Origin of the sequence: Acinetobacter sp. OYA S30 (assembly GCF_033599315.1) — a bacterium.
Classification (GTDB): Bacteria; Pseudomonadota; Gammaproteobacteria; order Pseudomonadales; family Moraxellaceae; genus Acinetobacter; species Acinetobacter baumannii.
Window position 1 is genome coordinate 22,444 of the sequence record NZ_JAWVAV010000024.1, and the last position, 24,324, is coordinate 46,767.

Below are 24,324 nucleotides of genomic sequence, written 5' to 3' on the forward strand. Positions count from 1 at the left end.
TCCTTAAGAATCGAGGCGATAGTAACTATATTTCACATCTTTTTCTTTATAGACCGCATAGGTTTTTTGACGGAAATCAGAGAACCAGCCATTACCCGTATAGCCCGCAATATGCCCGTAAGTATGTCCACTTGTACGTTCGATAATATAAATATCCCCTTCTTGAGGACGATTAAATGCCGGCTTGATTTTCTTATAACCATTCTTTTCTAAGGTGTGCCCCCAGTCAGATGCAGCTACAGGATGCTTTGATACATCTGCACCCGCAGCTTGTAAGGCAATGCGAATATTCTTGGCACATTTTTCTTTACTGTGCTTTGCAGACATACTTTCAAGCTTACTTGAGAACTTATGTAGATCAATATTTTGATCTTCCGATTTATGTCGTTTAGAAGCAGATCGATGAAGTTTTTTATTTCCCGAAGAAGCTTTGCTTAACATCGCTTTCGTTTTTAAGTCACCTTGAGAACTTTCTTCTTTTCTCACTTTGATATGGTGAACATATGCATGAGCTGCGTGATGAGCATGAGCCATTGTAAAACCTACTTCCGCTAACCAAGTCTTCGAAAAAACCGCGCCATTGTAGAATCAAAATTATCTGTTGGCTTTTAATAGTTGTAACAAATTGCCAGCACTGTGAAATGAGTCACAAAATTAATTTGTCGTTTTTAATACCTATAAAAAAACGCCCTTTCGGGCGCTTTCATTAAAACACGTATGGTCGAACAAAAATTAGGAAGAAAATTCCAAGCATGAGGAACCACTTCAAGAAGTAATACAATTTACGGTTTTTAGCTTTTAAAGCTTTAGCTTTAATACGAATTTGGTAAACATAACCAAAGGCTTTATTTAAGCCCCCTGTTTGGTCACCAGTTTCATTCGGTGAACTTGCCGCAGTCATCACATTACGACCAAACCAATGGTTGAAACGTTCCATCCATTTTACTTTCATTGGACGTTCAACATCGGCAAAGAAGATGATACGGTTTTGATCGGTCTTATTTTCAGCATAGTGAATATAAGTTTCGTCAAACACGACACTTTGTCCATCACGCCAAGAGTATCTTTCACCATCTACATCAATGAAACAACGGTCATCATTTGGAGTAATCAGGCCTAAATGATAACGGAGTGACCCCGCATATGGATCACGGTGTCTGACCAAACGGCTGTCAGGAGCAAGCTCTGTAAACATTGCCGCTTTAATGGTTGGTAATGTTTTGAGTAAAGCCGTTGTTTTTGGGCAAAGCTCAGCAGCAGAAGGATGGCTTGATTCATACCACTTGAGGTAAAAACGTTTCCACCCTGTTTTAAAGAACGAGTTAAAACCTAAGTCGTTATAGGTACTTGATGCTTTAATCCCACCTTGGTCATATAAAGCTTTCGCTTCATCTCGAATCATTTCCCAATTTTCATCTAACACTTTTAAATCTTTAAAGTGTTGAGTGTCGATATAGGGTTGATTCGGTACCTTTGAAAAGATGTACATTAAAAAGTTAATCGGTGCGAGCAAGGTTGAATGGTCAAAAAATTGACGATAAAACGAGTGACGCACTTTGCCGCGATGTTGGATATACAATGCAGATATCACAAAAATCGCTAATATGATCCACTTAATCATATTGCTACTCTTTCAAAGTTTAGGGCAACCTTACCTTAATTTTCTAAGGTAATAGCAACCGGAAGTTTATTTAATTGGCGCAAATTTTAACAAAATTGACTTATAAAAAGCGAATGTAAAAAATTAAACAGTGTATTTCGGAAAATTAAGAGGCCTTAATATAAAAAAAGTGCTTAATTTGTTATGGTGATCATTCATTAGAAAATTGTGTCTTTGTAGTCGACTTTTTTAGACATTACCCCAGAACAATTGACCTTTTTGACAAGAAGTGAATAGGATAAAATTCTCATTTTTTATATAAAAAATTAAAGATTTATACTTTTTATAAATAAAAACTTAAATTAAAACAAAAGCCTTTACTCAGCAGCTATCTCTATGATTTTCTTTATGCATTTAATTGGTATGAATTCAATTAAAAATAAGATGACCCTTGCGTCACGGCTTGATACAACTTGTCGGGTTCTTTTTAGATATAGTTATCGTAAGATTAGCGAAGCATAAATGTGTACCGGAGCTGTACACACGCTTCATAACATCAACTTAGAAATCCTCCAAAACTAAGGAGATCAGGCATGATCCACGCTGGCAATGCCATTACCGTCCAAATGCTTGCGGACGGAATTGCAGAATTCCGCTTTGACTTACAAGGTGAGTCGGTCAATAAATTCAACCGTGCAACAATTGAAGATTTCAAAGCTGCTATCGCGGCTGTAAAAGCTAATAACGATATTAAAGGCTTAGTTGTTACCTCGGGCAAATCTACATTCATTGTTGGTGCAGATATTACCGAATTTGGTCAAAACTTTGCACAAGGCGAAAAAGCGATTGTTGACTGGCTTATGCCTGTTCACGAAATCTTCAATAGCTTTGAAGATTTAGACCTTCCAAAAGTTGCTGCTATTAACGGCATGGCTTTGGGTGGTGGTTTTGAAATGTGTTTAGTTTGTGACTATCGCGTGATGTCAGAAGCTGCACAAGTCGGTTTACCAGAAATCAAACTCGGTATTTACCCTGGTTTCGGTGGTAGTGTTCGTTTAAGCCGTCTCATTGGTATTGATAATGCAGTTGAATGGATGGCAATGGCTACTCCAAAGAAACCGGCTGCTGCACTTAAAGATGGCGCTGTAGATGCTGTGGTTGCTGCGGACAAATTACTTGACGCTGCTACTGATCTGGTTAAGCAAGCGATTTCTGGTCGTTTAAACTGGAAAGCAAAACGCCAAGAAAAACTTGAAGCTGTAAAATTGAACCCACTTGAACAAATGATGGCGTTCAACACAGCAAAAGGTGCGGTACTTGCTAAAGCAAATCCTGCTCAATACCCTGCTCCAAAATTATTACTTGATTCATTACAAGCTGGTGCAAGCCTTACACGTGATGAAGCGTTAAAAGCTGAGGCTGAAGGCTTTGCCAAAGCAGCCGTAACTCCTCAAGCTGAAGCATTAATTGGTTTATTCATTAATGACCAAGTTGTTAAAAAAGCATCTAAGCAACATGAAAAGGGTGCTCATCCTGTAAACCAAGCTGCTGTACTTGGCGCGGGTATCATGGGTGGTGGTATTGCTTACCAAGCGGCAAGCAAAGGCACTCCAATCATCATGAAAGATATTGGTAACCCACAACTTGCATTAGGTATGAAAGAAGCAAACAACTTGTTAACCAAGCAAGTTGAACGCAAGAAAATGAAACCTGCGCAAATGGGTGAAACACTTGCTCGCATCCGTCCTACTTTAAGCTACGAAGAGTTTAAAGAAGTTGACATCGTGATCGAAGCGGTAACTGAAAATCCAAAAGTAAAAGAAATCGTACTTGCTGAAACTGAGAAAAATGTTCGTGAAAACACGATCATTGCTTCTAACACCTCTACTATTTCAATTACACGTTTAGCAAAAGCATTACAACGTCCTGAAAACTTCGTTGGTATGCACTTCTTCAACCCAGTTCACATGATGCCACTTGTTGAAGTTATTCGTGGTGAGAAAACTTCTGAAGAAGCAATTGCAACTACGGTCGTGCTTGCTCAAAAAATGGGTAAAACACCAATCGTTGTAAATGACTGCCCAGGATTCTTGGTTAACCGTGTATTGTTCCCTTATTTCGGAGCATTTGACCTTCTTGTAAAAGACGGCGCAGATTTCCAGCAAATCGACAATGTAATGTCTAAGTTCGGTTGGCCAATGGGTCCTGCTTATCTGATCGATGTTGTAGGTATCGATACAGGTGTACATGGTGCTGAAGTGATGGCTGAAGGTTTCCCTGACCGTATGAAGCCAGAGTACAAAGGCGCGATCGAAGCAATGTACGAAGCGAAACGTCTTGGTCAAAAGAATGATGTAGGTTTCTACAAATACGAACTCGACAAGAAAGGCAAGAAAGCAAAAACTGTTGATCCAACAGCGTATGAAGTAATTGCTCCATTCGTAACTGGCGAAAAACGCGAATTTGATAACCAAGAAATTATTGACCGTATGATGCTTGCTCTTTGCAATGAAACTGTTCGTTGCTTAGAAGACAACATTGTAGCGACTGCATCTGAGGCAGACATGGCAATGATTATGGGTATTGGTTTCCCTCCATTCCGTGGTGGTCCATGCCGTTACATCGACCAAACAGGTGTTGCTGAATACGTTGCACTTTGCGACAAATATGCGCACTTAGGTAAGGCTTATGAAGCGCCACAAATGTTGCGCGACATGGCTGCTAACAACAAAAAATTCTACGGTTAAGGAGCGACGTGAATGGCTACTTTAAATCCACGTGACGTTGTGATTGTTGATGGCGTTCGTTCTGCCATGGGCAAATCTAAAAACGGTATGTTCCGTAATGTACGTGCCGACAGTTTATCTGCTGAACTTGTGCGTGCGCTCGTTGCCCGTAACCAGTTTGATGTAAATGAAGTTGAAGACCTGATTTGGGGCTGTGTAAACCAGACCCTAGAACAAGGTATGAACATTGGCCGTAACATCGGTTTATTGGCTGGCTTGCCTAAAACTGTGGCTGGTCAAACAGTTAACCGTCTTTGTGGTTCTTCTATGCAGGCAATCCACACTGCGGCTGCACAAATTGCAACAAACCAAGGTGATATCTTCATTATTGGTGGTGTAGAGCACATGGGCCACGTAGGCATGATGCACGGCATCGACCTTAACCCTGAAGCATCTAAACACTACGCTAAAGCATCTAACATGATGGGCTTAACTGCTGAAATGTTAGGTCGCATGAACGGCATTACCCGTGAAGAACAAGATGCGTTCGGTGTTGAATCTCACCGTCGTGCTTGGGCTGCAACTCAAGAAGGCCGTTTCAAAAATGAAATCATTGGTGTTGAAGGCCACGATGCAAATGGCTTTAAAATCCTTTGCGACATCGATGAAGTGATTCGTCCAGATGCAAACCTTGAAGCGTTCAAAGCATTAAAACCTGTATTTGACCCTAAAGGTGGTTCAGTAACAGCAGCAACATCTTCTGCTCTTTCTGATGGCGCTTCTGCAATGTTGCTTATGTCTGCTGAACGTGCACAAGCATTAGGTTTAAAACCACGTGCCGTGATCCGTTCTATGGCGGTTGCTGGTTGTGATGCAGCAATCATGGGTTATGGTCCAGTTCCAGCAACTCAAAAAGCGCTTAAACGTGCTGGCTTATCAATTGCTGATATCCAGACTGTTGAGTTAAATGAAGCATTTGCTGCACAGGGCTTGTCTGTTCTTAAAGGCTTAGGTCTGTATGACAAACAAGACATCGTGAACTTAAATGGTGGTGCAATCGCTCTTGGTCACCCACTAGGCTGTTCAGGTGCTCGTATCACCACTACGTTGTTAAACGTAATGGAACAACAAGATACTCAAATCGGTCTTGCAACGATGTGTATCGGCCTTGGTCAAGGTATCGCAACAGTAATCGAACGTGTTTAATTAACACCAAGATAAAAAAATCCCCGCTCAATGCGGGGATTTTTTATCGGCCTTTTAAACCATCTTGGATTTGTTGCTGTAATCTCAAAATATCATCTAAATTTACTTTCATCGTACCTTCACGATAAGCATCGACATTACTTCGGTTAATTTGCAGAGGCTTTAACATTTCAAAAAGACCATTGGTTGGGTCAGAAGACTGGATTCCACCCGCTACAGCTAGAATATATTCTCGTAAAAATGGAGAAAGCTGAGACAAGTCTGGCTGTGCCATGACAGGTTGATAGTCTACTGTCGTCATACCTTCAGGGACTAAAGCATTCTGTATATCGTTATGAGTTTTATACTCACGATGTTGTAGAGCCTGACGCACTTTTTTATCTTCTTGAAATGGGACAAAGCCTACTTCTTCACGTAGCTCAGATTCGGCCATAACGCGAATTGTAGGTAAAGTAGCCACTTCTTCTGCTTGAACAGTTGGTAAACCCATAAAAGCAAATACAGCAATGAAGGCTGATTGTTTTAGAAAGTTCATAACTTGCTCCCAAAATCAGTCACCCTACGCGAACTCAAAATGATGACTAAATAAAATGTTCTATAAATAGGCTACAACAAAGTCATTTTTGATTCAGTAATGCTCAGATAAACGGTAAATAACGTTAGATTTTTAAACTTATTAAAAAGAAATTCATAAAAGATTTTAGAAATTAATCTGAATATGGCTAAGTCATATTATATTGCCAGATTTAAATATTACGATTTTTTGTTTATAGTCAGCTTTTTATAAATCTATTGAATTCGACAGAAATAATGAACTTTAAAATATTAAATCAGAATATTCTTATGAGCTGCTTACTAGCCAGTTTCTTTCTCACTGGTTGTGTGAGTAATCGAATTATTGGTGAAAACACGCGAGAGCTATTTACAAAATACGACTCAGGCTATGAATGGATCACTTTAACAGAAGATGATGTAATTGCATTCGGTAAACCATCAGTATCTCTCCCAAATGAACCAGAGGACAGTATTGTTATCGCAGGGAAAAAATATAGTTATGTCATTAGTAAAGGCGGTAACGATTTCATTCAATTAATTAGTCAATTAAATCCACAATATATTCAAATAAGTAATGAGCTAGATTTTAATGCTCCAGCTTCGAATAGTAACCATTTTTACGGACATATTAGATTTTCTTACACCCCACCTAATGGGAAATTGAACGAGAAAGAATCAGCTTTATTCAAACAATATGGTGTAATTCCATGTGACTATGAAAAGACATTAGAACTACATAAATTTGAGTTAAATCTTAGAGGAACTGTTTATCCTCCTGTAAACAATCTTAAAAAAATAACCCCTTTATCCAAGCCATATCACGTTAGAATCCAATATCTTCATGATAAAAGCGGAAAAGTACCCTTATCAACTAAGGAGAAGCTAGCAAGTTTACCACTGCTTCCGTTTACCTTAACTTTCGATATTATTGCTTTACCTGCGAAAGTCATGGGTATCATTTACCAGCCTTAATAGATTAGGAATAAAAATTACAAATTTCAGTAAAGATAAAAAATCCCCGCTCAATGCGGGGATTTTTTATCAATTTTCTAACATTTCTTTTAAAGAATCGACTAATTGCGGAAATTCCGTATAACCTTCCCGACCTAAAAAGTGCCCACCATTAGGAACGGTAATATAAGGCGCATCAATATCCTTAGCCAATTGAATCGTTAGTTGTGGTGGAACCAAATCATCATTATCAGATAAATAAACCAGCTTTTTCTTTATGTCACGGAAATAGTTGGTGTCGACTTTACTCTTTGTTATATAAGGGCTAAGAGGTGAAGAGTCTGAAATTGGACCAGAGAATCCAGATACTAAAATCATTCCTCCAATATTTTGATAATCATGTCTTTGTAAAAAGTGTAGCAAGGTAATCACCCCTAAACTGTGGGCAACAAAATAAGTATTTTCATTAACTGCAGGAATCTGCTCATCTAATACTTTCTGCCAAGCATCGACGTCCGGATGCTCAGAATCTGGAAATGGTATTAAAGTAACAGTTGTATTTTCATCTTCTATTTGATGTTTTAAGTCCAAAAACCAATGATCGTTAATAGAAGCTGAGTAACCGTGAAGCACAAATATTTGACGCATGTTCTTCTCCTGAAATTCAAGGGTTTTGGCATTTGTAACAAATGACATTAATCCGAATATCACCAATAAAATGAGTTTTCTAATCATGGAACAAGTACCATTTTGAAATATAAAAACATGCTAAACTATGACACCACTGTTAAGGTCAACCCCATTTTATGAACTTAGCTAAAGTTTCCGAGCTCACAAAAGTAAGCCCACGTATGCTGCGGTATTATGAAAATTTAGGGCTTATACAGCCTCATCGAGCGAGTAATAATTATCGAAGTTATACGCAAAAAGATATTGAAAATATTAAGAAAATTAAAATATTAAATGACGCAGGTATGAACCTGAAAGACATTCATGTTTTATTGCCATGTTTTGATTTAGATGAACGGGTATTTACGCTGTGTCCAGTGGTTCAAGAAAAACTGCAAACAGAACTTAAGCATGTGTCCGATCAGTTAAACAAACTGCAAACTTCTCAAAGTTTATTACAATCTTTCTTGGCAAAAGGAAAAGCTGAGAGCACCAATATTTAAAAAGTGATGCTCCTCCTGTCGCTATTCTTTTAACTCCCCTTCTAAGGCAGCTACATTCTTTTTCTTAATTTTTTCAATTTTTGCATTAAGTTTTAAAACGTCTTGATACAGTGTATTAAACTTTTTGACCTGAGCATTTTCATGGAAAAGTATCATCTGATCTTTCTTTTGCCATGGATAAGTTTTTAAAAGCTTAAACATTTCTTCTGCTTTATCTAAAATTTGTAGCTCAATCATAAAAATTGCATGGTCCTGATCGGCTTTTTGCTGAGCTCCTAATTTTATTTCGAGGATTTGTCTCATCTCTTTATCAACAGACAGTTCCTGAATTTTTGACAAGAAAGTTTTATGAATTTTTTCATATTCGGATTGATACTTATCTGAAGCTCTGCGAACATCGGCTAACATTTTTTCGGTTTCAGCATATTTTTGTTTTTTATCATGATCTAAACGGTCAACATTTAAGAACGTATCCCATTTCGCCGCTTTTAATTCTCTTAAATATTCATTACGTGCGTTCACATTTTGGACCCAATAACTCAAAAGAAACTCTGAGACTTGTTTGTAGTGTCCTGCCAGCCGTTTATCGTGAATATCAAGTTGTACAGGTTTAGTCCAGTCTTGAGCCTGATCATAAAGCTGATTCATTTTTTCAGTCATTACTACATCAAACATTTGACTGCTATCTTTGGCTTGCTGCTGTTTTATATGTTGATAGGTAAAAAAAACAATACTCGTAATAACAACCAGACTTGCAATTGCAATCAAAACTCGGCGCATAAACACCTCCTATTTCCATTCTTATAGTTTTGCTCTTTATAGTTATAAAATAGAGCTTATAGTTCTTTATATGCCATTTATTTCACAATACGCAACACTCTATTCTCCATTCAATGCTTTAAATCCGTGTACATCATCCCTATTATGATGAGTAAATTATATTTATGAGATTCTCCCATGCGTGTTGATGTCTGGTCTGATGTAGTATGCCCTTTCTGCTATATCGGCAAAAAACGCCTAGAACATGTCGCTGCCGAGGCAGGTATCGAGCTTGATATTCACTGGCATAGTTTCGAACTAGATCCTGATGCTCCTGCAAAACATGACACTTCAAATACTGAGCGTTTAGCTAAAAAATATGGCCGTACCTATGAAGAGATGGAAGAAATGGAACGCAACATTGCGGCCATGGCTGCTTCTGAAGGTATTGACTTCCAATGGCAAAAAGCCAACTCAGGCAATAGCTTTAATGCACACCGTATTATCCACCTTGCACAAAGTAAAGGTTTAGGAAACGAAGCAAAAGAAGCCTTTTTCCATGCTTATATGACTGAAGGTTTAGCTATTGGCGAACGCGAAGTTGTAGAAGAAATTGCTTCTCGTATTGGCCTTGATAATGCCGAAGTTGAATATGTACTCGATACAAATGAGTTGGCTGACTTTGTTCGTCATGATGAAAAAATTGCACATGAGCAACTCAATGTAACTGGCGTACCTTTCTTTGTATTTGACCAAAGAATCGCACTTGCAGGAGCACAACCTCGTGAAGTGTTTTTACAAGTACTAGAACAAGCACAACTCAAGGCAAATGCTGAAAATATCGAGCAAGATGACGCAGCTGTTTGTAATGATGAAACATGCGATATTCCACAAAATAAATAGGCTTAACGATAAAGTGTGAACGAGTCGTATGTTTTATCACCATTTTAGCAATAGAGCGTTCTAAAAAAAGAACTATTCAATTGTTTAAAATCGGTTTATGATTGCGGCTTAGAATATTCGCGCTGTAATGTTCTGTTTTTTATGTGTTTAATGATCGGAATTTGAAGTTTCCTTGATCAAAAACTCCCCCTAGTTTGGGGGATTTTTTTTGCTTAAAAATTATCGCTAATAGCTTAAACTTTTTAATTAATTTCAAATATGTAAGAAAAGTTAAATTTACTTAAGTTTTGTGTCGTCCTCTTGATTTTATTAGAAAAATCTACAAAAGTGACAATAACAACAAAACATAAAGATAGATATGAAAACATTTCACATCATTACATATCGGCAGCTTTTTGCCCTTTTGACCTTAGGATTTGGTTCAGTATGTATGGCTCATGCAGAAGTAAATTCTTCCTCAACCCAACAAGTAAACGGTTTATCATCTGGAGCACAAGCCGAAGAAAATAAAGATGAAAATCTTTTAGACCAAATTCCGAGATGGATTGATGCAACCCCAACGATTTTCCCGGAGCAGTCCAACGAACCAATTGTTCCACCAACCGAGCAAACCGAAGATCAGACTTGGTTTGACCGTAAACAAAAGAAAATTCGTAATTGGGCCGATCGTACATCTGGAAAAATTGATAATTGGTTTGGTGAAGTTGACCCACAAAAACCCGCGTCAGCCACCATTCGGGTCATGATCGATAACTATTGGAATGAATATGATAATTATGAAATCAAGCCCAGAATTCGCGGTAAGATTAAATTACCTACTCTAGAGAAGCGTTTAAGTGTGGTATTTGGTGATGACTCTTTAGATGACGAATTTAATAATAGCCCAGCCAATATCAATCAAAACCCAAATCAAGATCCAAATAAAAAGTTAGATGGTAAAAGAACTCGAGATGACAACAGCTCAATCGCATTACGTTGGTCAAATTTCTCGAAAAAGCTACCTTTTGAAACAGACGCTGACTTAGGTATCCGTTCTGGCGATGATATTTATGTCCGTTTAAAAGCATCGAGAGACTGGCAACTCCGTAATGATTTTAAATTTTATGCAGAACAAATTTATCGTTATGGCATAGATAGTGAAAACTACTTACGTACTAATCTTGAACTCACTCATGCTCGTCCAAATCAGCCGATCTTATCAAACCAGTTCAGCTTAACTTATGCCGATGATCAAGACGATGATTTGACATGGGAAAACCGTCTTTTCCGAGAACATAGCTTCTTTGCAAATAACCGTTTTAACTATGGCATTTATACAGGTGGCTACTACAATGACAACGATTTACGTTTAAACAGTTGGGGACCATTTGTATCATGGCGTCAGCCTGTTTTACGTGAATGGTTCTTTGTACAAGGCGACCTCAATTACTTTAATGACCATCGTGAAGATCGCAACCATTATGTGAGCACATTCTTACGATTAGAAGCCCTTTTCTAAGCTTAAAAATCACCTTGGATTCCCCATCCAAGGTGATGAATAATAAAATACTTTTAAATAAAAATTTAAGCTTTTCTTCTTACAATAACGAGCTAATTTTTGATTCCTGATCTTCAGAAAAATGAATCAATTCTCTTCTTTTTCATTTGAATACAGATCTACTGCCTTACTTTGCATTTATAGCTTAGGTATGCTGGTTTTAATTCCTCATATACAGCTTTTTCCTACTTCTTTGAAACACTCACGCTCTACAAGGCGAACCCTGTATTCGTCTGTGGTTACTCTCAAAACAAAAAGTCAGTCTGTATCTTTTTTACATTCACCATGCGAAGTAGAACCAAGTCATAGTTCAGATACCGCACTTATTCAAGACCTGATGGCTGTATTTGGAAATGATACGTTGTGGAGTCGCGCAGCCCAACATAAACATCCTTATAAAACCTTTGGCAAGATCAAGAAGAAAGCTTCAACTCCTCATGTTTCAGAAAATAATCCGCTCACAGCAAGTTGGAATACCATTTCAACCTGGATGCCATTTGAAAATGATCTTGATCTAGGCTCAAACTCGGAAAGTGATGTTTATGTACAATTTCTTGCCAAGAAAAAATGGAATTTACGACATAACATTAGTCTAGATACTGAACAAATTTTCCGATATGGTTCGACTAGCCGGAATTACACTGAAACGACGCTGAACTTAACGCAGAAAATGCAAGATAACACATTATTTTCCAATACATTTAATGTAAATAAGAGTGGAAAAGAAGATTACAACTGGGGGAATTGGACTTTCCAACAATTTGAATTTATAAAAGATAATCGTCTGACTTACGGTATTTATAGCGGTGGTGTATATGCCAATAATGATATCCGCCTAAATAGTTGGGGACCTTATATTTCATGGCGTCAACCGATATGGAGAGATTGGATTTTTATGCAAAATGATCTTAATTTCTTTAACCATCTTGATGATGACCCCAAGCATCAGCTCAGTGTCCAAATGAATCTGGAAGCTAATTTTTAGACAAAAACCATCAAATTGTGGATAACTCTTTCTTTATCCACAAAAAAGCCCCTGATAATTCAGAGGCTTTTTCTATTGCAAAATTATTTTAGCAACAAGCTATTAATGCGCTTCACATAAGCTGCCGGATCTTCAGGTAATCCACCTTCTGCAATCACTGCCTGATCAAAAATCACATTCGCCAAATCATCAAATTGTTCTGAACCTTCAAGTTTTTTCACTAAAGGATGCTCAGGGTTAATTTCTAAAATTGGCTTGATTTCAGGTACGGCTTGCCCCGCTTGTTTGAGCATACGAATAAGTTGAGGAGACAACTCGCCTTCACTAGTCACTAAACATGCCGGAGAATCTACCAAACGAGTCGTTACACGGACTTCTTTGGTTTTAGCCTTCAATGAATCACTTAATTTCTCAACAACAGGCTTAAACTGTTCAGCCGCTTGCTCAAGTGCCTTTTTCTCTTCAGCATCTTGCAAGTCACCTAAATCAACTGCACCTTTAGATACATTCTTCAATGGCGTACCGTCAAACTCGTGAACAAAGTTCATTGCCCACTCGTCAACACGCTCTGCCATTAATAATACTTCAATGCCTTTTTTCTTAAACAACTCCAACTGTGGAGAGTTCTTAGCAGCAGCTAAACTTTCAGCAGTCACATAATAGATAGCTTTTTGGCCTTCTTTCATGCGTGCCTTATAGTCCGCAAAAGAAGTTGTTACTTCATCATTTGTGGAAGTTGCATAACGTAATAATTTTAAAATACGTTCGCGGTTACCGAAGTCCTCACCCAAACCTTCTTTAAGAACTGAGCCAAACTCAGTGTAGAACGTTTTAAATTTTTCTTGGTCTTTCTCATCTTCAGATTTAGCTAAGCCATCAAGCAAAGTGAGTACACGGCGTGCGTTACCTTCACGGATTGTCTTAACATCACGGCTTTCTTGCAACAACTCACGGCTGACATTAAGCGGTAAATCAGCGCTGTCCACGACACCTTGTACAAAGCGTAAATAGTTTGGAATTAGATTGTCCGCATCATCCATAATAAATACGCGTTTTACATACAGCTTAATTCCTGCTTTTGCTTCACGTGTAAAAATGTCATGAGGTGCTTTACTTGGAATATAAAGTAACTGGGTATATTCCGTACTACCTTCTACACGGTTATGTGCCCATGCAAGCGGAGCTTCAAAATCGTGAGTTAAGTTTTTATAGAACTCAACATATTGCTCTTCAGTCACTTCACTCTTGTTACGTGTCCATAGGGCACTTGCCGAGTTAATTGCTTCCCACTCATCTGTTTTGACCATTTGGCCGCCTTTAGGCTCCTCACCTTCAGCAACCTCTTCTTCTTGCCAAACTTCTTTTTGCATTTCAATTGGCAAGCTAATGTGGTCAGAATATTTATTAACGATTTGCTTAACTTTATAAGACTCTAAATAATCAAGCGCGTCATCACGCAAGTGAAGAATAATGTCAGTACCGCGTGAAGCTTTATCAATTTGCTGAACTTCAAACTCACCTGTACCACCACTGATCCAACGCACCCCTTCAGAAGCATCTAGACCTGCGCGGCGTGATTCAACCGTAATTTTATCGGCAACAATAAAACCTGAGTAGAAACCAACACCAAACTGACCAATTAACTGAGCATCCGCTTTCTGGTCACCCGTCAATTTTGACATGAAATCTTTAGTACCTGATTTTGCAATGGTACCCAAGTTATCAATGGCTTCTTGTTGGCTTAAACCAATACCGTTATCAGAAATCGTTAAAGTTTTATCTTCTTTATTTAAGCTGATTCGTACATGTAAATTAGGGTCATTTTCATAATATTCAGGATGATTAATTCCTTCGAAACGTAATTTATCACATGCATCTGATGCATTAGAGATAAGTTCACGTAAGAAAATTTCAGGGTTTGAATAGAGAGAATGCGTCACTAAATGTAAAAGCTGTGCTACTTCCGCTTGGAAACTATAATTTTGTGATGCTTGTTCACTCATAAATCACTCCTTAAATTTTGAAGTCTGTTTGTTCTCGAATGCTTTATGAATGGAGTACTTCTAGAATTTTTCAATCCTGAATATTAAAAAATTTTTCTCTAATTAAAATGGGCCATGGCTTAAGACCCTATCTTGTAAAATAGTGTCTAGTTGTTTTTGTCTTTGTTGATATGCCTTAGAAATACAACTCACATTAGCTGCACAAGCATTTCTTTTTTTCAGCCATTGCTGCTGTGTATCTTTTTGATTATCACGTCCACCCATTGGTAGTGCATGTAAAACAATTTGATACGTCGTTGCCATTTTGACATCGGCATCATTTAAAGATCGGTTCTTACAAATACTGAGTTCAGTCTTTGTTTTTGCAGCACTGCAAGAGAAACTAGCGGCTTGCAAACTATGCGTAAAAGCTAAACCACTAAAAAGTGCTAGCCCCATGGCAAATTTTCTATTCATCATATTATTCCTTTAAAAATGTATAAAAAATAGTTTAGAAACAAAGAACGATAAAATATGTATAAAACTGTCTATTTTATGCGTTTTTTAGTGAGAACCATGAAATAAAAAACCTCACATAAAAAACTATGTGAGGTGCCTGAATCTAGGTTTATTATTATATTCTTTCTATTTATTATTATGCTTAGAATTTATAGCTATAACCTAAAGTGTAAACAAACGGGTTAATATCTAAGTCAAATTTAGCACCATTTGTTAAAGTAACTTCTGGACTAATATCTGCATAACGAACATCTACAAATACTCCCCAATTTTTAGCATCAGCAGGTTGGAAGTTAAAACCAACTTGGCCAGCGACACCAAAATCTTCTTTTACTTTGTCAGCTACGCCTTGTTCATCCCAAGGAATAAATGCTGTTGCCCCGATACCAATATACGGTGTAAAACGAGTCGAGTTTTTAAAATGATATTTTGCTGTAATTGTTGGTGGCAATTGTTTAATACGCGCTACTTTCTGACCATTTAATAAAACATCGTGATTAATAGGTGTTGCTAATAATAATTCTGCCGAAAATGGAGTTTGACCAAAAAAGTATTCTACTGATGGAGTAAATGCATATTCATGGTCTGCCTTTACCACACCTAAAGCAGTTGTTGTGTCTTCAGATGGAGCAATAACGCTACCCCCAAATTTTACTTGCCAATTACCAGCAAAAGTAAATGAAGACACCCCCATTAATGCAATAACTAATGCTTTTTTGAACACTTTAATATCTCCAACCTTATTTATATTTATAATAAACATTTATTTTAAATTGATGCAACACCCATTATAAAATTATTTTTATATTTATTTTTAAATAACTGTTTTAAATAAAATTATATATTAACCGACTATTTTAATTGGTTTTTTATTCCAACCTAATTAATCAGAATTATTTTATATAACCAACCTTTTTAATAAACTTTAAATCCCGAGTATTTTAATATAGTTTATTCTAAATACATGTTTTGTTTATACCACAAAAAAACCTCCTTAATCATTATCTCTAGATAAAAACTAAGGAGGTCTTTATTTAATATTTTATAAAAATTATAAAACCATGGCTGCAATCCAACCAAAAATTAATAGCGGAATATTAAAGTGAATAAATGTTGGTATCACAGTATCCCAAATATGGTCATGTTGCCCATCTACACCTAAACCTGCTGTTGGTCCTAAGGTAGAATCAGAAGCCGGAGATCCAGCATCACCTAAAGCAGCAGCTGTCCCGATAAGTGCAATTGTCGCTAACGGTGAGAAACCGAACTGGACACATAAAGGTACATAAATAACAGCTAATACAGGAACACTTGAGAAAGATGAACCTATACCAATCGTGACAAATAGGCCAATACAAAGCATTAAAAATGCAGCAAGCGCACGGTTATCACCAATGATTTCTACCACACCTTTAACCAACTGGTTAATATCTCCGGTATGAGTCATAACTGAAGCAAAACCAGCAGCAGAGATCATAATAAAACCGACTAGAGCCATCATTCTCATGCCTTGTACAAAGACATCATCTGCATCTTGCCATTTAAAAATGCCTGCCGTAGAAAGCACTGCAAAGCCCACTAAACCACCCAAGATCATTGAGCCGGAATAAAGCTGCGCAACTAAAGTCAGTCCAATAGCCAGTAAAGCCATAAAAATTGTTTTTTTAGCAATAACAGGGCCTTGCTCTGCCTCATGTTTAAGTTCTTCTGCGTCTGCTTTTAAGTCTGCTGTTTCATCTTGTGCAGTTGCACGAAGAGGTTTATCTAAATCAATTGTAGTTACAGGGCTTATCGAACGGTCAGCATAAATTCGTGGCTTACGGTAACTGATAAATACCGCAACCAAGGTGCCTAGAACCATTCCCAAAACTGGAATTGCCATACCAATAGGCATCATGCCACGTTCTACATGTAAGCCATAAGCAGCACCAATCTTGTTGATATTTCCCATCAAAATCTGTTCAAGGAAAATCGCACCAAAGCCAACAGGTAAGAAAATATATGTCCCAACTAAGCCTAGCGTAAGTACACAGGCTGCGGCGCGGCGGTCTAGTTTTAAATGGTTCATGACTCGTAATAATGGCGGTACAAGTACAGGAATAAATGCAATATGAACTGGAATAAGGTTTTGAGAGAAAATAGCTGCGATCAGTAAAATACCTAAGAGTAAATATTTCACTTTAGTTTCTCGGCTTTTCCCCGCTTCCATTCCCAATAAACCAATCAGTTTATGGGCAAGTAAATCGGGTAATCCAGATTTTGAAAGTGCCAGAGCAAATGCCCCTAACACTGCATAGGCAAGTGCAACCTCAGCACCATCACCAAGACCAGCGTTAAAGGCTTCAACAGTTTGAGAAAGGCTTAAACCCGCTACGAGGCCGCCCACAATGGCAGAAACCACTAAAGTCAGTACGACAGAAACGCGCGCCAGTGATAATAAGAACATCACTGCAATCGCAATAACGACAGCATTCATGAATAAGTTCAGAGCAAAACAAAAGGCGATATTCTACCAGATTCACCTCAATGAAGCCGAAAATATCGCCGAATTACCAGTTTTGTATATTAAACAGTCACTTATTAGCTCTGCGAGTTAATAAACTGGCGAATATGAGCTGCCACTTTTTCAGCCTGACTCAAAATCGCCCAATGATTTGCTTCAAGCTCAACATATTCGAAGTTTTCAACCCATTTTGGCATCGCTTCTGTAATATATTCTGGGCTGACAAAAGTGTCATATTTTAAAATAATTGCTTTAACTGGACATTGCGCATAACGCTGACGAGGGCTAGTTAAACGTGGAATAAAATTCGCACGATATAAGTTAATACCGTATTTCCCATCTGAGGAAATATTACTATTTAAAGGCAAATTATCTTTTCGCTCTAAATCTTTTAAGATCTTACCCCACTTTTCTGGACTAAACAGCGACCATACAGTTGGAGCAATTAGCGGTAAATGGAATGCTCCGATATACCATGATTTTGTGAGTATTTTTAGGATCTGTGCAGGTGATGTTTTGAACTTCTCTCTTAAGAAAAGTGCCGCATGATCCAAACATGGACCGGAAATTGTTGTATAAGAGAGTAAACGGCCTTTAAATTTAGGTTCTGTTGCAGATTCCCAAGACTGAATTGAACCCCAATCATGCGCAGCCATATGGAACTGTCGATTTGGGATTACCTCATCTATGACTTCCTGCAAATCTAAAGATAAACGTTCTAAACGGTAATCCCGTATCCGTTTAGGAATAGATGATAAGCCTGCCCCACGGACATCATAAGTCACAATATAAAAATCATTGATTAAATGCTCAATGACCGATTCCCATACTTCCTGATTATCTGGATAACCATGCACTAACACTAATGGAATATTTTTCTCATCACCCCAAGCCTTGGCACACAGGGTTTGTTGATCACTTGTCGTTACGGCATAAATCTTTGGCTGCATAATCATTTCCTATTTTGTTTTTCAATCGATCATGTCGTTAATCGGATAAAGCATTGCCATCAATATAAAAAAGATGATACTTATCTAGTATGACCAGTGTTGCAATAAAAAAAATTGACTATTATGGCTATTTTAAAAAAACTTCAGAACATTCCTTCAATTTCCAAATTCTTATTTAACCATTACCCACCTTACCGTGGAGCTGGAATTCATATTGAAGTCATGAATTTAGAGCTCTGTCATGTTCGGGTAAAAATGCCACTTACTTGGAAAAATCAAAATCTGGTAGGCACTCACTTTGGCGGAAGCCTTTATTCAATGGTTGACCCCTTTTATATGTTGATTCTTATGCATCATCTCGGATCAAAATATATTGTTTGGGATAAAGCAGCTGAAATTAATTTTTTATCACCTGGCCGAAGTACCGTTTATGCTGACATTCGCGTTGATTTAGCAGAAATTGAACAAATTCGTGAACTTGCCGAAAACTATGCTCCTGTTCTTAGAACATATCATTTAAATATTTTCGATGAATCAGGTGTGAGAATTGCTGAAGTCCAAAAGACACTTTATATCCGACGTAAAAAAGCAAAACCTTCTACTAATAAAATAAGCGCCTGAAGGCGCTTATTTTTCATTTCACTTATTTTTATTTCTTTTCTTCAATCGCAGCACCAGCACCGCCACCGATTGCGCCACCAATTGCAGCACCTGTATCACCACCTATGATAGCTTTACCAACGACCGAACCAATACCTGCACCAATCGCACTCTTGGTTGTAGTTTGTTTACTGCCACCTTGAGTATTAGAACCCACACCTGCACCTACCGCAGCACCTAAGCCTGCACCGATACCACCACCAACATGGTTACCAAGACCACCGCCCAATGCACCACCCGCTGCTGCTGCACCAATACGCTGGTCAGACGGACTCATATTTTGACAGCCGGTGAACATAACTGTTGATAATATGACAGTAGATATTAAACCAATTTTTTTATTCATGACCGTACTCACTCCTTTGGGCTTTAATCAAAGCATAGTCTTCTTTTATGGGGAATTTGATCAGTTTGTGTTATTGCACTGTCGTAATTAATAGATATTTTGTAAAGCCAATTTATGTGCAGTGATGAGTTAAATTTACATCTTTTAAAAGCAGATAAAAAAGAAGCTCTTAATGAAATAAGAGCTTCTTTTTTAATATAGTTAGAGGTAGTTTTAGTACTTACCTTTTTTCTCTTCATAGGCTGCACCAGCACTACCACCGAGTGCTCCACCTGCAGCAGCACCAGCGTCACCACCAATCACTGCACCGCCTAAGATTGCCCCAACACCTGCACCAATGGCACTATTTCGTACTGTTTTACTGCTAGAGCCTTTGGCATTAGCGGCAACACCAGCACCAAGTGCTGCTCCTAAACCTGCACCAATATTACCGCCTATATGTTTACCTACAGCACCGCCTGCACCACCACCGATAGCTGCCGAACCAATACGTTTGCTTTCTGGGCTAGCATTTTGGCAACCTACAAATAGAGTAGTTGACATTAAACCAACACCTGCAATCATCATCATTTTTTTCATTAAAAGCTACTCCTCTACTCAGTTGCGCCTAGAATAGTATGCTTTCATGGAGGGTTTTCCCCCATTAAGTAATAAATTAAGAGTGCTTTAATAGACTTTTTGTAAAAATGGCTTATTTTTTCCACAAAAAAGGCGCCCTAAGGCGCCTTTTTAATGCAAGTTTAAGCTTAGAATTGTTCTGAGTTTAAAGCTTGGCTAAATGCTTGGTCTACTTCGCTGAAGTCATTGTGAAGAGCATGTTCTGCTGCTTCCGCTTCTTGACGACGACGCTCTAAGTGGTATGCAAGACCAGTACCAGCTGGAATCAAGCGACCCACTACAACGTTTTCTTTCAAGCCACGTAAATCATCTTCTTTACCTGTTACAGCCGCTTCAGTTAACACACGAGTTGTTTCCTGGAACGATGCAGCAGAGATGAATGAGTCAGTAGAAAGCGATGCTTTCGTAATACCCATCAATTGACGTTCAAACTTCGCAGGGAACTTGTTCTGAGCCAAGACAGCTTGGTTCTCTTGAACAACACGGATGTAATCCACTTGTTCACCTTTGATGAAGCTTGTATCACCACCATCGATGATATCAACTTTACGCAACATTTGACGTACGATAACTTCAATATGCTTATCGTTGATTTTTACACCTTGGAGACGGTAAACGTCTTGAACTTCGTTCACGATGTAGTTAGTTAAAGCAACTTCACCTTTCAAGCGTAAGATGTCATGTGGATTTTGTGGACCATCAGAAATGGTTTCACCACGGTTCACATGTTCGCCTTCAAACACGTTGATTTGACGCCATTTTGGAATCAACTCTTCGTAAATTTCAGAACCGTCATCTGGAGTAATCACTAAACGGTTCTTACCTTTGGTCTCTTTACCGAAGCTTACGATACCAGACACTTCTGCCAAGATCGCATGTTCTTTCGGCTTACGTGCTTCGAACAAGTCAGCAACACGCGGAAGACCACCGGTAATATCACGAGTACGTGAAGATTCTTGTGGTACACGACCGATAACGTCACCCACACCAATTGTTTCGCCGTCGCGAACAGTCACAATTGTGTTTTGTGGTAAGAAGTAGAACTGTTCACCGCCATCAGTTGTATCTAATACGATTGCTGGACGTAAATCTTTACCAGAAGCAGGACGTGCTGTTACAGGCAAGATTTCAACAGTTGTCATACCAGTTGCATCATCAGTTTTAGATGTTGCAGTTACACCATCAGCAATTTGGCTGAAACGTGCTTTACCAGCAACTTCTGTTACCAATGGATGCGTATGCGGATCCCATGTCGCAACGATACCGCCAGCCTCAACAAGCTCACCATCTTTCAACAAGATGCTCGCACCGTAAGGAAGTTTGTAGCGTTCACGCTCACGACCTAACTCATCGGCAATACCAATTTCACCTGAACGTGAAACTGAAACCAAGTGGCCTTTCGCATGTTGTACAGTTTTTACGTTATGGAAACGTACAGTACCTTTGTTACGTACTTGAACACTGTTTGCAGCAGAAGTTCGGCTTGCAGCACCACCCACGTGGAACGTACGCATTGTTAACTGTGTACCTGGTTCACCGATTGATTGTGCAGCCATTACACCTACTGACTCACCTGGGTTTACCAAGTGACCACGAGCAAGGTCACGACCATAACATTTCGCACATACACCGAATGTTGATTCACATGCGATTACAGAGCGTACTTTAACTTCATCGACACCAGCCTCTTCAAGCTGAGCTGCGATTTTCTCGTCAATTAACGTACCACGAGGTAATACAACTTCATCATCAGATGCACGACGTACATCTTCAGCAGTTACACGACCTAATACGCGGTCACGTAATGGCTCGATGACATCACCACCCTGAATGAATGGAGTCATCACTAGACCACCACTTGTACCACAATCTGGCTCAGTAATTACTAAGTCTTGTGCTACGTCTACAAGACGACGAGTCAAGTAACCAGAGTTCGCAGTTTTCAATGCAGTATCGGCCAAACCTTTACGCGCACCGTGTGTTGAAATGAAGTACTGGAGTACTGTCAAACCTTCACGGAAGTTCGCTTTAATTGGAGTCTCAATAATCGAGCCATCCGGTTTTGCCATCAAACCACGCATACCTGCAAGCTGACGAATCTGAGCCGCACTACCACGGGCACCAGAGTCAGACATCATATAGATACTGTTGAATGATTTTTGCTTCTCGTCTTCACCTTGTTTGTTTTTCACAAGTGTATAAGACAAGTTATCCATCATTGCTTTAGCAACTTGGTCGTTTGTACGCGCCCAAATATCGACAACTTTGTTATAACGTTCACCAGCAGTTACGAAACCTTGTTCGAACTGTTGTTCGATTTCACGAACTTCTGTTTCCGCTTTGTCAATAATTGTGTGTTTCGTAGGTGGAATTAACATGTCTTCCATACCTACAGATACACCTGAACGAGTCGCTTGACGGAAACCCAAGTACATTAATTGGTCAGCGAAGATAACTGTATCTTTCAAACCAAGTTTACGGTAGCAAGAGTTGATTAACTTAGAGATGTTCTTTTTAGTCATCTCAAGGTTGATCATGTCAAAGCTTAAACCTTCTGGAACAACTTCCCAAAGTAAGCAACGACCTGGTGTTGTATCAACAATAATAGTTTGCTGTTCACGCTCACCATTTTCATTGATAACCGTTTGATGCACACGTACTTTAACACGAGCATGGATCGCAACTTGACCAGTTGCAAGTGCACGGTTTACTTCGTGAGTATCCGCAAACACCATGCCTTCACCTTTCGCGTTTACTGCATCACGAGTGATGTAGTAAAGACCCAAGACAACGTCCTGAGAAGGAACGATGATTGGCTCACCGTTTGCTGGTGACAAGATGTTGTTTGTTGACATCATCAATGCACGAGCTTCTAACTGTGCTTCAAGTGTCAATGGAACGTGTACCGCCATTTGGTCACCGTCGAAGTCGGCGTTGAACGCAGCACAGACGAGCGGGTGAAGACGGATTGCCTTACCTTCAATAAGAATAGGTTCAAATGCTTGAAGACCTAAACGGTGAAGTGTTGGCGCACGGTTCAACATTACTGGATGTTGACGAATTACAGATGCAAGAACGTCCCAAACTTCCGGAGTCTCACGCTCAACCATTTTCTTCGCAGCTTTAATGGTTGTTGCCTGACCTGAAGCTTGTAATTTCGCGAAAATGAATGGCTTGAATAATTCAAGTGCCATTTTCTTCGGAAGACCACATTGGTGAAGACGTAAAGTAGGACCTACAGTAATTACCGAACGACCAGAGTAGTCAACACGCTTACCTAACAAGTTCTGACGGAAACGACCTTGTTTACCTTTGATCATATCTGCCAAAGATTTTAATGGGCGTTTGTTAGAACCAGTAATTGCACGACCACGACGACCGTTATCAAGCAACGCATCTACAGACTCTTGTAACATACGTTTTTCGTTACGTACGATGATATCCGGCGCTGCAAGGTCAAGAAGACGCTTCAAACGGTTGTTACGGTTAATTACACGACGATATAAGTCGTTCAAGTCAGAAGTCGCGAAACGACCACCTTCAAGTGGAACTAATGGACGTAAATCTGGTGGAAGTACCGGAAGTACGTTCATTACCATCCATTCTGGCTTGTTGTTTGAGTCTTTGAATGCTTCCATCAATTTCAAGCGCTTAGACGCTTTTTTCAACTTCGTTTCAGAAGTTGTTTGAGGAATTTCTTCACGTAAACGTGAAATTTCAGCTTCAAGGTCGATGTCTTTCAACAAGTCTTGAACTGCTTCTGCACCCATTTTTGCAACAAATTCGTCGCCGTGCTCTTCTAGAGCAGTAAAGTATTCTTCATCATTAAGAAGTTGATACTTTTCAAATGGTGTCATACCAGGATCAGTAACAACGTATGATTCGAAATACAATACACGTTCGATATCACGAAGTGTCATATCAAGTAATAAACCGATACGGGATGGTAACGATTTTAAGAACCAGATATGTGCAACTGGAGAAGCAAGCTCAATGTGACCCATACGTTCACGACGAACTTTTGCTGTAGTTACTTCAACGCCACATTTTTCACAAATGACGCCTTTGTATTTCATACGCTTGTATTTACCACACAAGCATTCGTAATCTTTTACTGGACCAAAGATTTTGGCACAGAACAAACCATCACGTTCTGGTTTGAACGTACGATAGTTGATTGTCTCAGGTTTTTTAACTTCACCATGAGACCATGACTTAATCATTTCTGGTGACGCAAGACCAATACGGATACGGTCGAACTCAACTGGCGCATGACCATCTGAGTCCGTTTTCTTACGCATGATATCGAGCAAGTCTTTCAATTTTTTTCTCCGTGTGTCGGGAAGCCTCGC

Annotated in this window: 21 protein-coding genes; 8 read left to right on the forward strand and 13 right to left on the reverse strand. The window is 38.9% G+C overall.

What is annotated here, in order from left to right:
* Positions 1-3: 3 nt before the first annotated feature.
* Entirely contained in the window at positions 4-534 is a 531-nt protein-coding gene (locus R5R67_RS12545; protein WP_000929595.1) for a peptidoglycan hydrolase, read from the reverse strand.
* Positions 535-706: 172 nt separating this feature from the next.
* Positions 707-1,621 (reverse strand): lipid A hydroxylase LpxO, encoded by a 915-nt coding sequence (gene lpxO, locus R5R67_RS12550; RefSeq protein WP_000598899.1) that lies wholly within the window; start codon positions 1,619-1,621, stop codon positions 707-709.
* 572 nt (positions 1,622-2,193) lie between these two features.
* Between lpxO and fadB the strand changes: the two genes are divergently transcribed.
* The gene (fadB, locus tag R5R67_RS12555) at positions 2,194-4,347 is read left to right on the forward strand and encodes a fatty acid oxidation complex subunit alpha FadB (protein WP_000580945.1); all 2,154 of its coding nucleotides are present in this window, start codon (positions 2,194-2,196) and stop codon (positions 4,345-4,347) included.
* Between the two features lie 12 nt (positions 4,348-4,359).
* Positions 4,360-5,532: an acetyl-CoA C-acyltransferase FadA gene (gene fadA / locus R5R67_RS12560; RefSeq protein WP_000212712.1), complete on the forward strand. Its 1,173-nt coding sequence runs from the start codon at positions 4,360-4,362 to the stop codon at positions 5,530-5,532.
* Positions 5,533-5,575: 43 nt separating this feature from the next.
* Here the strand turns inward: fadA and R5R67_RS12565 are convergent, their stop codons facing one another.
* Positions 5,576-6,067, reverse strand: coding sequence for a hypothetical protein (locus tag R5R67_RS12565; protein WP_001010135.1), 492 nt, complete (start codon positions 6,065-6,067; stop codon positions 5,576-5,578).
* A 275-nt stretch (positions 6,068-6,342) separates the two neighbouring features.
* Between R5R67_RS12565 and R5R67_RS12570 the strand changes: the two genes are divergently transcribed.
* Positions 6,343-7,059 carry a hypothetical protein gene (locus R5R67_RS12570; protein WP_001009587.1) on the forward strand — a complete coding sequence of 239 codons (717 nt, stop codon included), beginning with the start codon at positions 6,343-6,345 and terminating at the stop codon, positions 7,057-7,059.
* A 69-nt stretch (positions 7,060-7,128) separates the two neighbouring features.
* Here R5R67_RS12570 and R5R67_RS12575 read toward each other — a convergent pair whose 3' ends face one another.
* Positions 7,129-7,773: an RBBP9/YdeN family alpha/beta hydrolase gene (locus tag R5R67_RS12575; RefSeq protein WP_085943463.1), complete on the reverse strand. Its 645-nt coding sequence runs from the start codon at positions 7,771-7,773 to the stop codon at positions 7,129-7,131.
* Positions 7,774-7,844: 71 nt separating this feature from the next.
* On the opposite strand from R5R67_RS12575, the gene R5R67_RS12580 reads away from it, so the two are divergent.
* The gene (locus tag R5R67_RS12580; protein WP_001046657.1) at positions 7,845-8,210 is read left to right on the forward strand and encodes a MerR family transcriptional regulator; all 366 of its coding nucleotides are present in this window, start codon (positions 7,845-7,847) and stop codon (positions 8,208-8,210) included.
* 21 nt (positions 8,211-8,231) lie between these two features.
* Here the strand turns inward: R5R67_RS12580 and R5R67_RS12585 are convergent, their stop codons facing one another.
* Positions 8,232-8,990, reverse strand: a complete 759-nt coding sequence (locus tag R5R67_RS12585) for a hypothetical protein (RefSeq protein ID WP_001255248.1) — start codon at positions 8,988-8,990, stop codon at positions 8,232-8,234.
* A 177-nt stretch (positions 8,991-9,167) separates the two neighbouring features.
* Here R5R67_RS12585 and R5R67_RS12590 point away from each other — a divergent pair, with 177 nt between their 5' ends.
* The 3 genes from R5R67_RS12590 (at position 9,168) to R5R67_RS12600 (ending at position 12,394) form a co-directional block, all read left to right on the forward strand.
* The gene (locus R5R67_RS12590; RefSeq protein ID WP_001261850.1) at positions 9,168-9,872 is read left to right on the forward strand and encodes a DsbA family oxidoreductase; all 705 of its coding nucleotides are present in this window, start codon (positions 9,168-9,170) and stop codon (positions 9,870-9,872) included.
* A 358-nt stretch (positions 9,873-10,230) separates the two neighbouring features.
* Positions 10,231-11,370 (forward strand): hypothetical protein, encoded by a 1,140-nt coding sequence (locus R5R67_RS12595; protein ID WP_000846676.1) that lies wholly within the window; start codon positions 10,231-10,233, stop codon positions 11,368-11,370.
* 121 nt (positions 11,371-11,491) lie between these two features.
* Positions 11,492-12,394 (forward strand): hypothetical protein, encoded by a 903-nt coding sequence (locus tag R5R67_RS12600; protein WP_002014580.1) that lies wholly within the window; start codon positions 11,492-11,494, stop codon positions 12,392-12,394.
* Positions 12,395-12,477: 83 nt separating this feature from the next.
* Here R5R67_RS12600 and htpG read toward each other — a convergent pair whose 3' ends face one another.
* The 5 genes from htpG to R5R67_RS12625 form a co-directional block, all read right to left on the reverse strand.
* Complete coding sequence (gene htpG / locus R5R67_RS12605) at positions 12,478-14,397, reverse strand: molecular chaperone HtpG (RefSeq protein ID WP_001294942.1); 1,920 nt, start codon at positions 14,395-14,397, stop codon at positions 12,478-12,480.
* A 102-nt stretch (positions 14,398-14,499) separates the two neighbouring features.
* Complete coding sequence (locus tag R5R67_RS12610; RefSeq protein ID WP_001080205.1) at positions 14,500-14,853, reverse strand: lysozyme inhibitor LprI family protein; 354 nt, start codon at positions 14,851-14,853, stop codon at positions 14,500-14,502.
* Between the two features lie 184 nt (positions 14,854-15,037).
* On the reverse strand, positions 15,038-15,619 hold the full coding sequence (locus R5R67_RS12615; protein ID WP_000472948.1) for an OmpW/AlkL family protein: 582 nt from the start codon (positions 15,617-15,619) through the stop codon (positions 15,038-15,040).
* Positions 15,620-15,946: 327 nt separating this feature from the next.
* Entirely contained in the window at positions 15,947-17,371 is a 1,425-nt protein-coding gene (locus R5R67_RS12620; RefSeq protein WP_000994938.1) for a Na+/H+ antiporter family protein, read from the reverse strand.
* 104 nt (positions 17,372-17,475) lie between these two features.
* Entirely contained in the window at positions 17,476-18,354 is an 879-nt protein-coding gene (locus R5R67_RS12625) for an alpha/beta fold hydrolase (protein ID WP_160945177.1), read from the reverse strand.
* 117 nt (positions 18,355-18,471) lie between these two features.
* Here R5R67_RS12625 and R5R67_RS12630 point away from each other — a divergent pair, with 117 nt between their 5' ends.
* On the forward strand, positions 18,472-18,969 hold the full coding sequence (locus R5R67_RS12630; RefSeq protein WP_000996189.1) for a DUF4442 domain-containing protein: 498 nt from the start codon (positions 18,472-18,474) through the stop codon (positions 18,967-18,969).
* 28 nt (positions 18,970-18,997) lie between these two features.
* Here the strand turns inward: R5R67_RS12630 and R5R67_RS12635 are convergent, their stop codons facing one another.
* The 3 genes from R5R67_RS12635 to rpoC all read right to left on the reverse strand — a co-directional run bounded on the left by R5R67_RS12635 (position 18,998) and on the right by rpoC (position 24,294).
* Positions 18,998-19,354: a YMGG-like glycine zipper-containing protein gene (locus tag R5R67_RS12635; RefSeq protein WP_001034851.1), complete on the reverse strand. Its 357-nt coding sequence runs from the start codon at positions 19,352-19,354 to the stop codon at positions 18,998-19,000.
* A gap of 213 nt (positions 19,355-19,567) precedes the next feature.
* On the reverse strand, positions 19,568-19,933 hold the full coding sequence (locus R5R67_RS12640) for a hypothetical protein (protein ID WP_000738603.1): 366 nt from the start codon (positions 19,931-19,933) through the stop codon (positions 19,568-19,570).
* Positions 19,934-20,100: 167 nt separating this feature from the next.
* Entirely contained in the window at positions 20,101-24,294 is a 4,194-nt protein-coding gene (gene rpoC / locus R5R67_RS12645; protein WP_000653927.1) for a DNA-directed RNA polymerase subunit beta', read from the reverse strand.
* Positions 24,295-24,324 lie beyond the last annotated feature (30 nt).

Coding starts and splice junctions, on each gene's coding strand:
- R5R67_RS12545 (WP_000929595.1), bottom strand. CDS start 534: ATGGCTCATGCTCATCACGCAGCTCATGCATATGTTCACCATATCAAA.
- lpxO (WP_000598899.1), bottom strand. CDS start 1,621: ATGATTAAGTGGATCATATTAGCGATTTTTGTGATATCTGCATTGTAT.
- fadB (WP_000580945.1), top strand. CDS start 2,194: ATGATCCACGCTGGCAATGCCATTACCGTCCAAATGCTTGCGGACGGA.
- fadA (WP_000212712.1), top strand. CDS start 4,360: ATGGCTACTTTAAATCCACGTGACGTTGTGATTGTTGATGGCGTTCGT.
- R5R67_RS12565 (WP_001010135.1), bottom strand. CDS start 6,067: ATGAACTTTCTAAAACAATCAGCCTTCATTGCTGTATTTGCTTTTATG.
- R5R67_RS12570 (WP_001009587.1), top strand. CDS start 6,343: ATGAACTTTAAAATATTAAATCAGAATATTCTTATGAGCTGCTTACTA.
- R5R67_RS12575 (WP_085943463.1), bottom strand. CDS start 7,773: ATGATTAGAAAACTCATTTTATTGGTGATATTCGGATTAATGTCATTT.
- R5R67_RS12580 (WP_001046657.1), top strand. CDS start 7,845: ATGAACTTAGCTAAAGTTTCCGAGCTCACAAAAGTAAGCCCACGTATG.
- R5R67_RS12585 (WP_001255248.1), bottom strand. CDS start 8,990: ATGCGCCGAGTTTTGATTGCAATTGCAAGTCTGGTTGTTATTACGAGT.
- R5R67_RS12590 (WP_001261850.1), top strand. CDS start 9,168: ATGCGTGTTGATGTCTGGTCTGATGTAGTATGCCCTTTCTGCTATATC.
- R5R67_RS12595 (WP_000846676.1), top strand. CDS start 10,231: ATGAAAACATTTCACATCATTACATATCGGCAGCTTTTTGCCCTTTTG.
- R5R67_RS12600 (WP_002014580.1), top strand. CDS start 11,492: ATGAATCAATTCTCTTCTTTTTCATTTGAATACAGATCTACTGCCTTA.
- htpG (WP_001294942.1), bottom strand. CDS start 14,397: ATGAGTGAACAAGCATCACAAAATTATAGTTTCCAAGCGGAAGTAGCA.
- R5R67_RS12610 (WP_001080205.1), bottom strand. CDS start 14,853: ATGAATAGAAAATTTGCCATGGGGCTAGCACTTTTTAGTGGTTTAGCT.
- R5R67_RS12620 (WP_000994938.1), bottom strand. CDS start 17,371: ATGAATGCTGTCGTTATTGCGATTGCAGTGATGTTCTTATTATCACTG.
- R5R67_RS12625 (WP_160945177.1), bottom strand. CDS start 18,354: ATGATTATGCAGCCAAAGATTTATGCCGTAACGACAAGTGATCAACAA.
- R5R67_RS12630 (WP_000996189.1), top strand. CDS start 18,472: ATGGCTATTTTAAAAAAACTTCAGAACATTCCTTCAATTTCCAAATTC.
- R5R67_RS12635 (WP_001034851.1), bottom strand. CDS start 19,354: ATGAATAAAAAAATTGGTTTAATATCTACTGTCATATTATCAACAGTT.
- R5R67_RS12640 (WP_000738603.1), bottom strand. CDS start 19,933: ATGAAAAAAATGATGATGATTGCAGGTGTTGGTTTAATGTCAACTACT.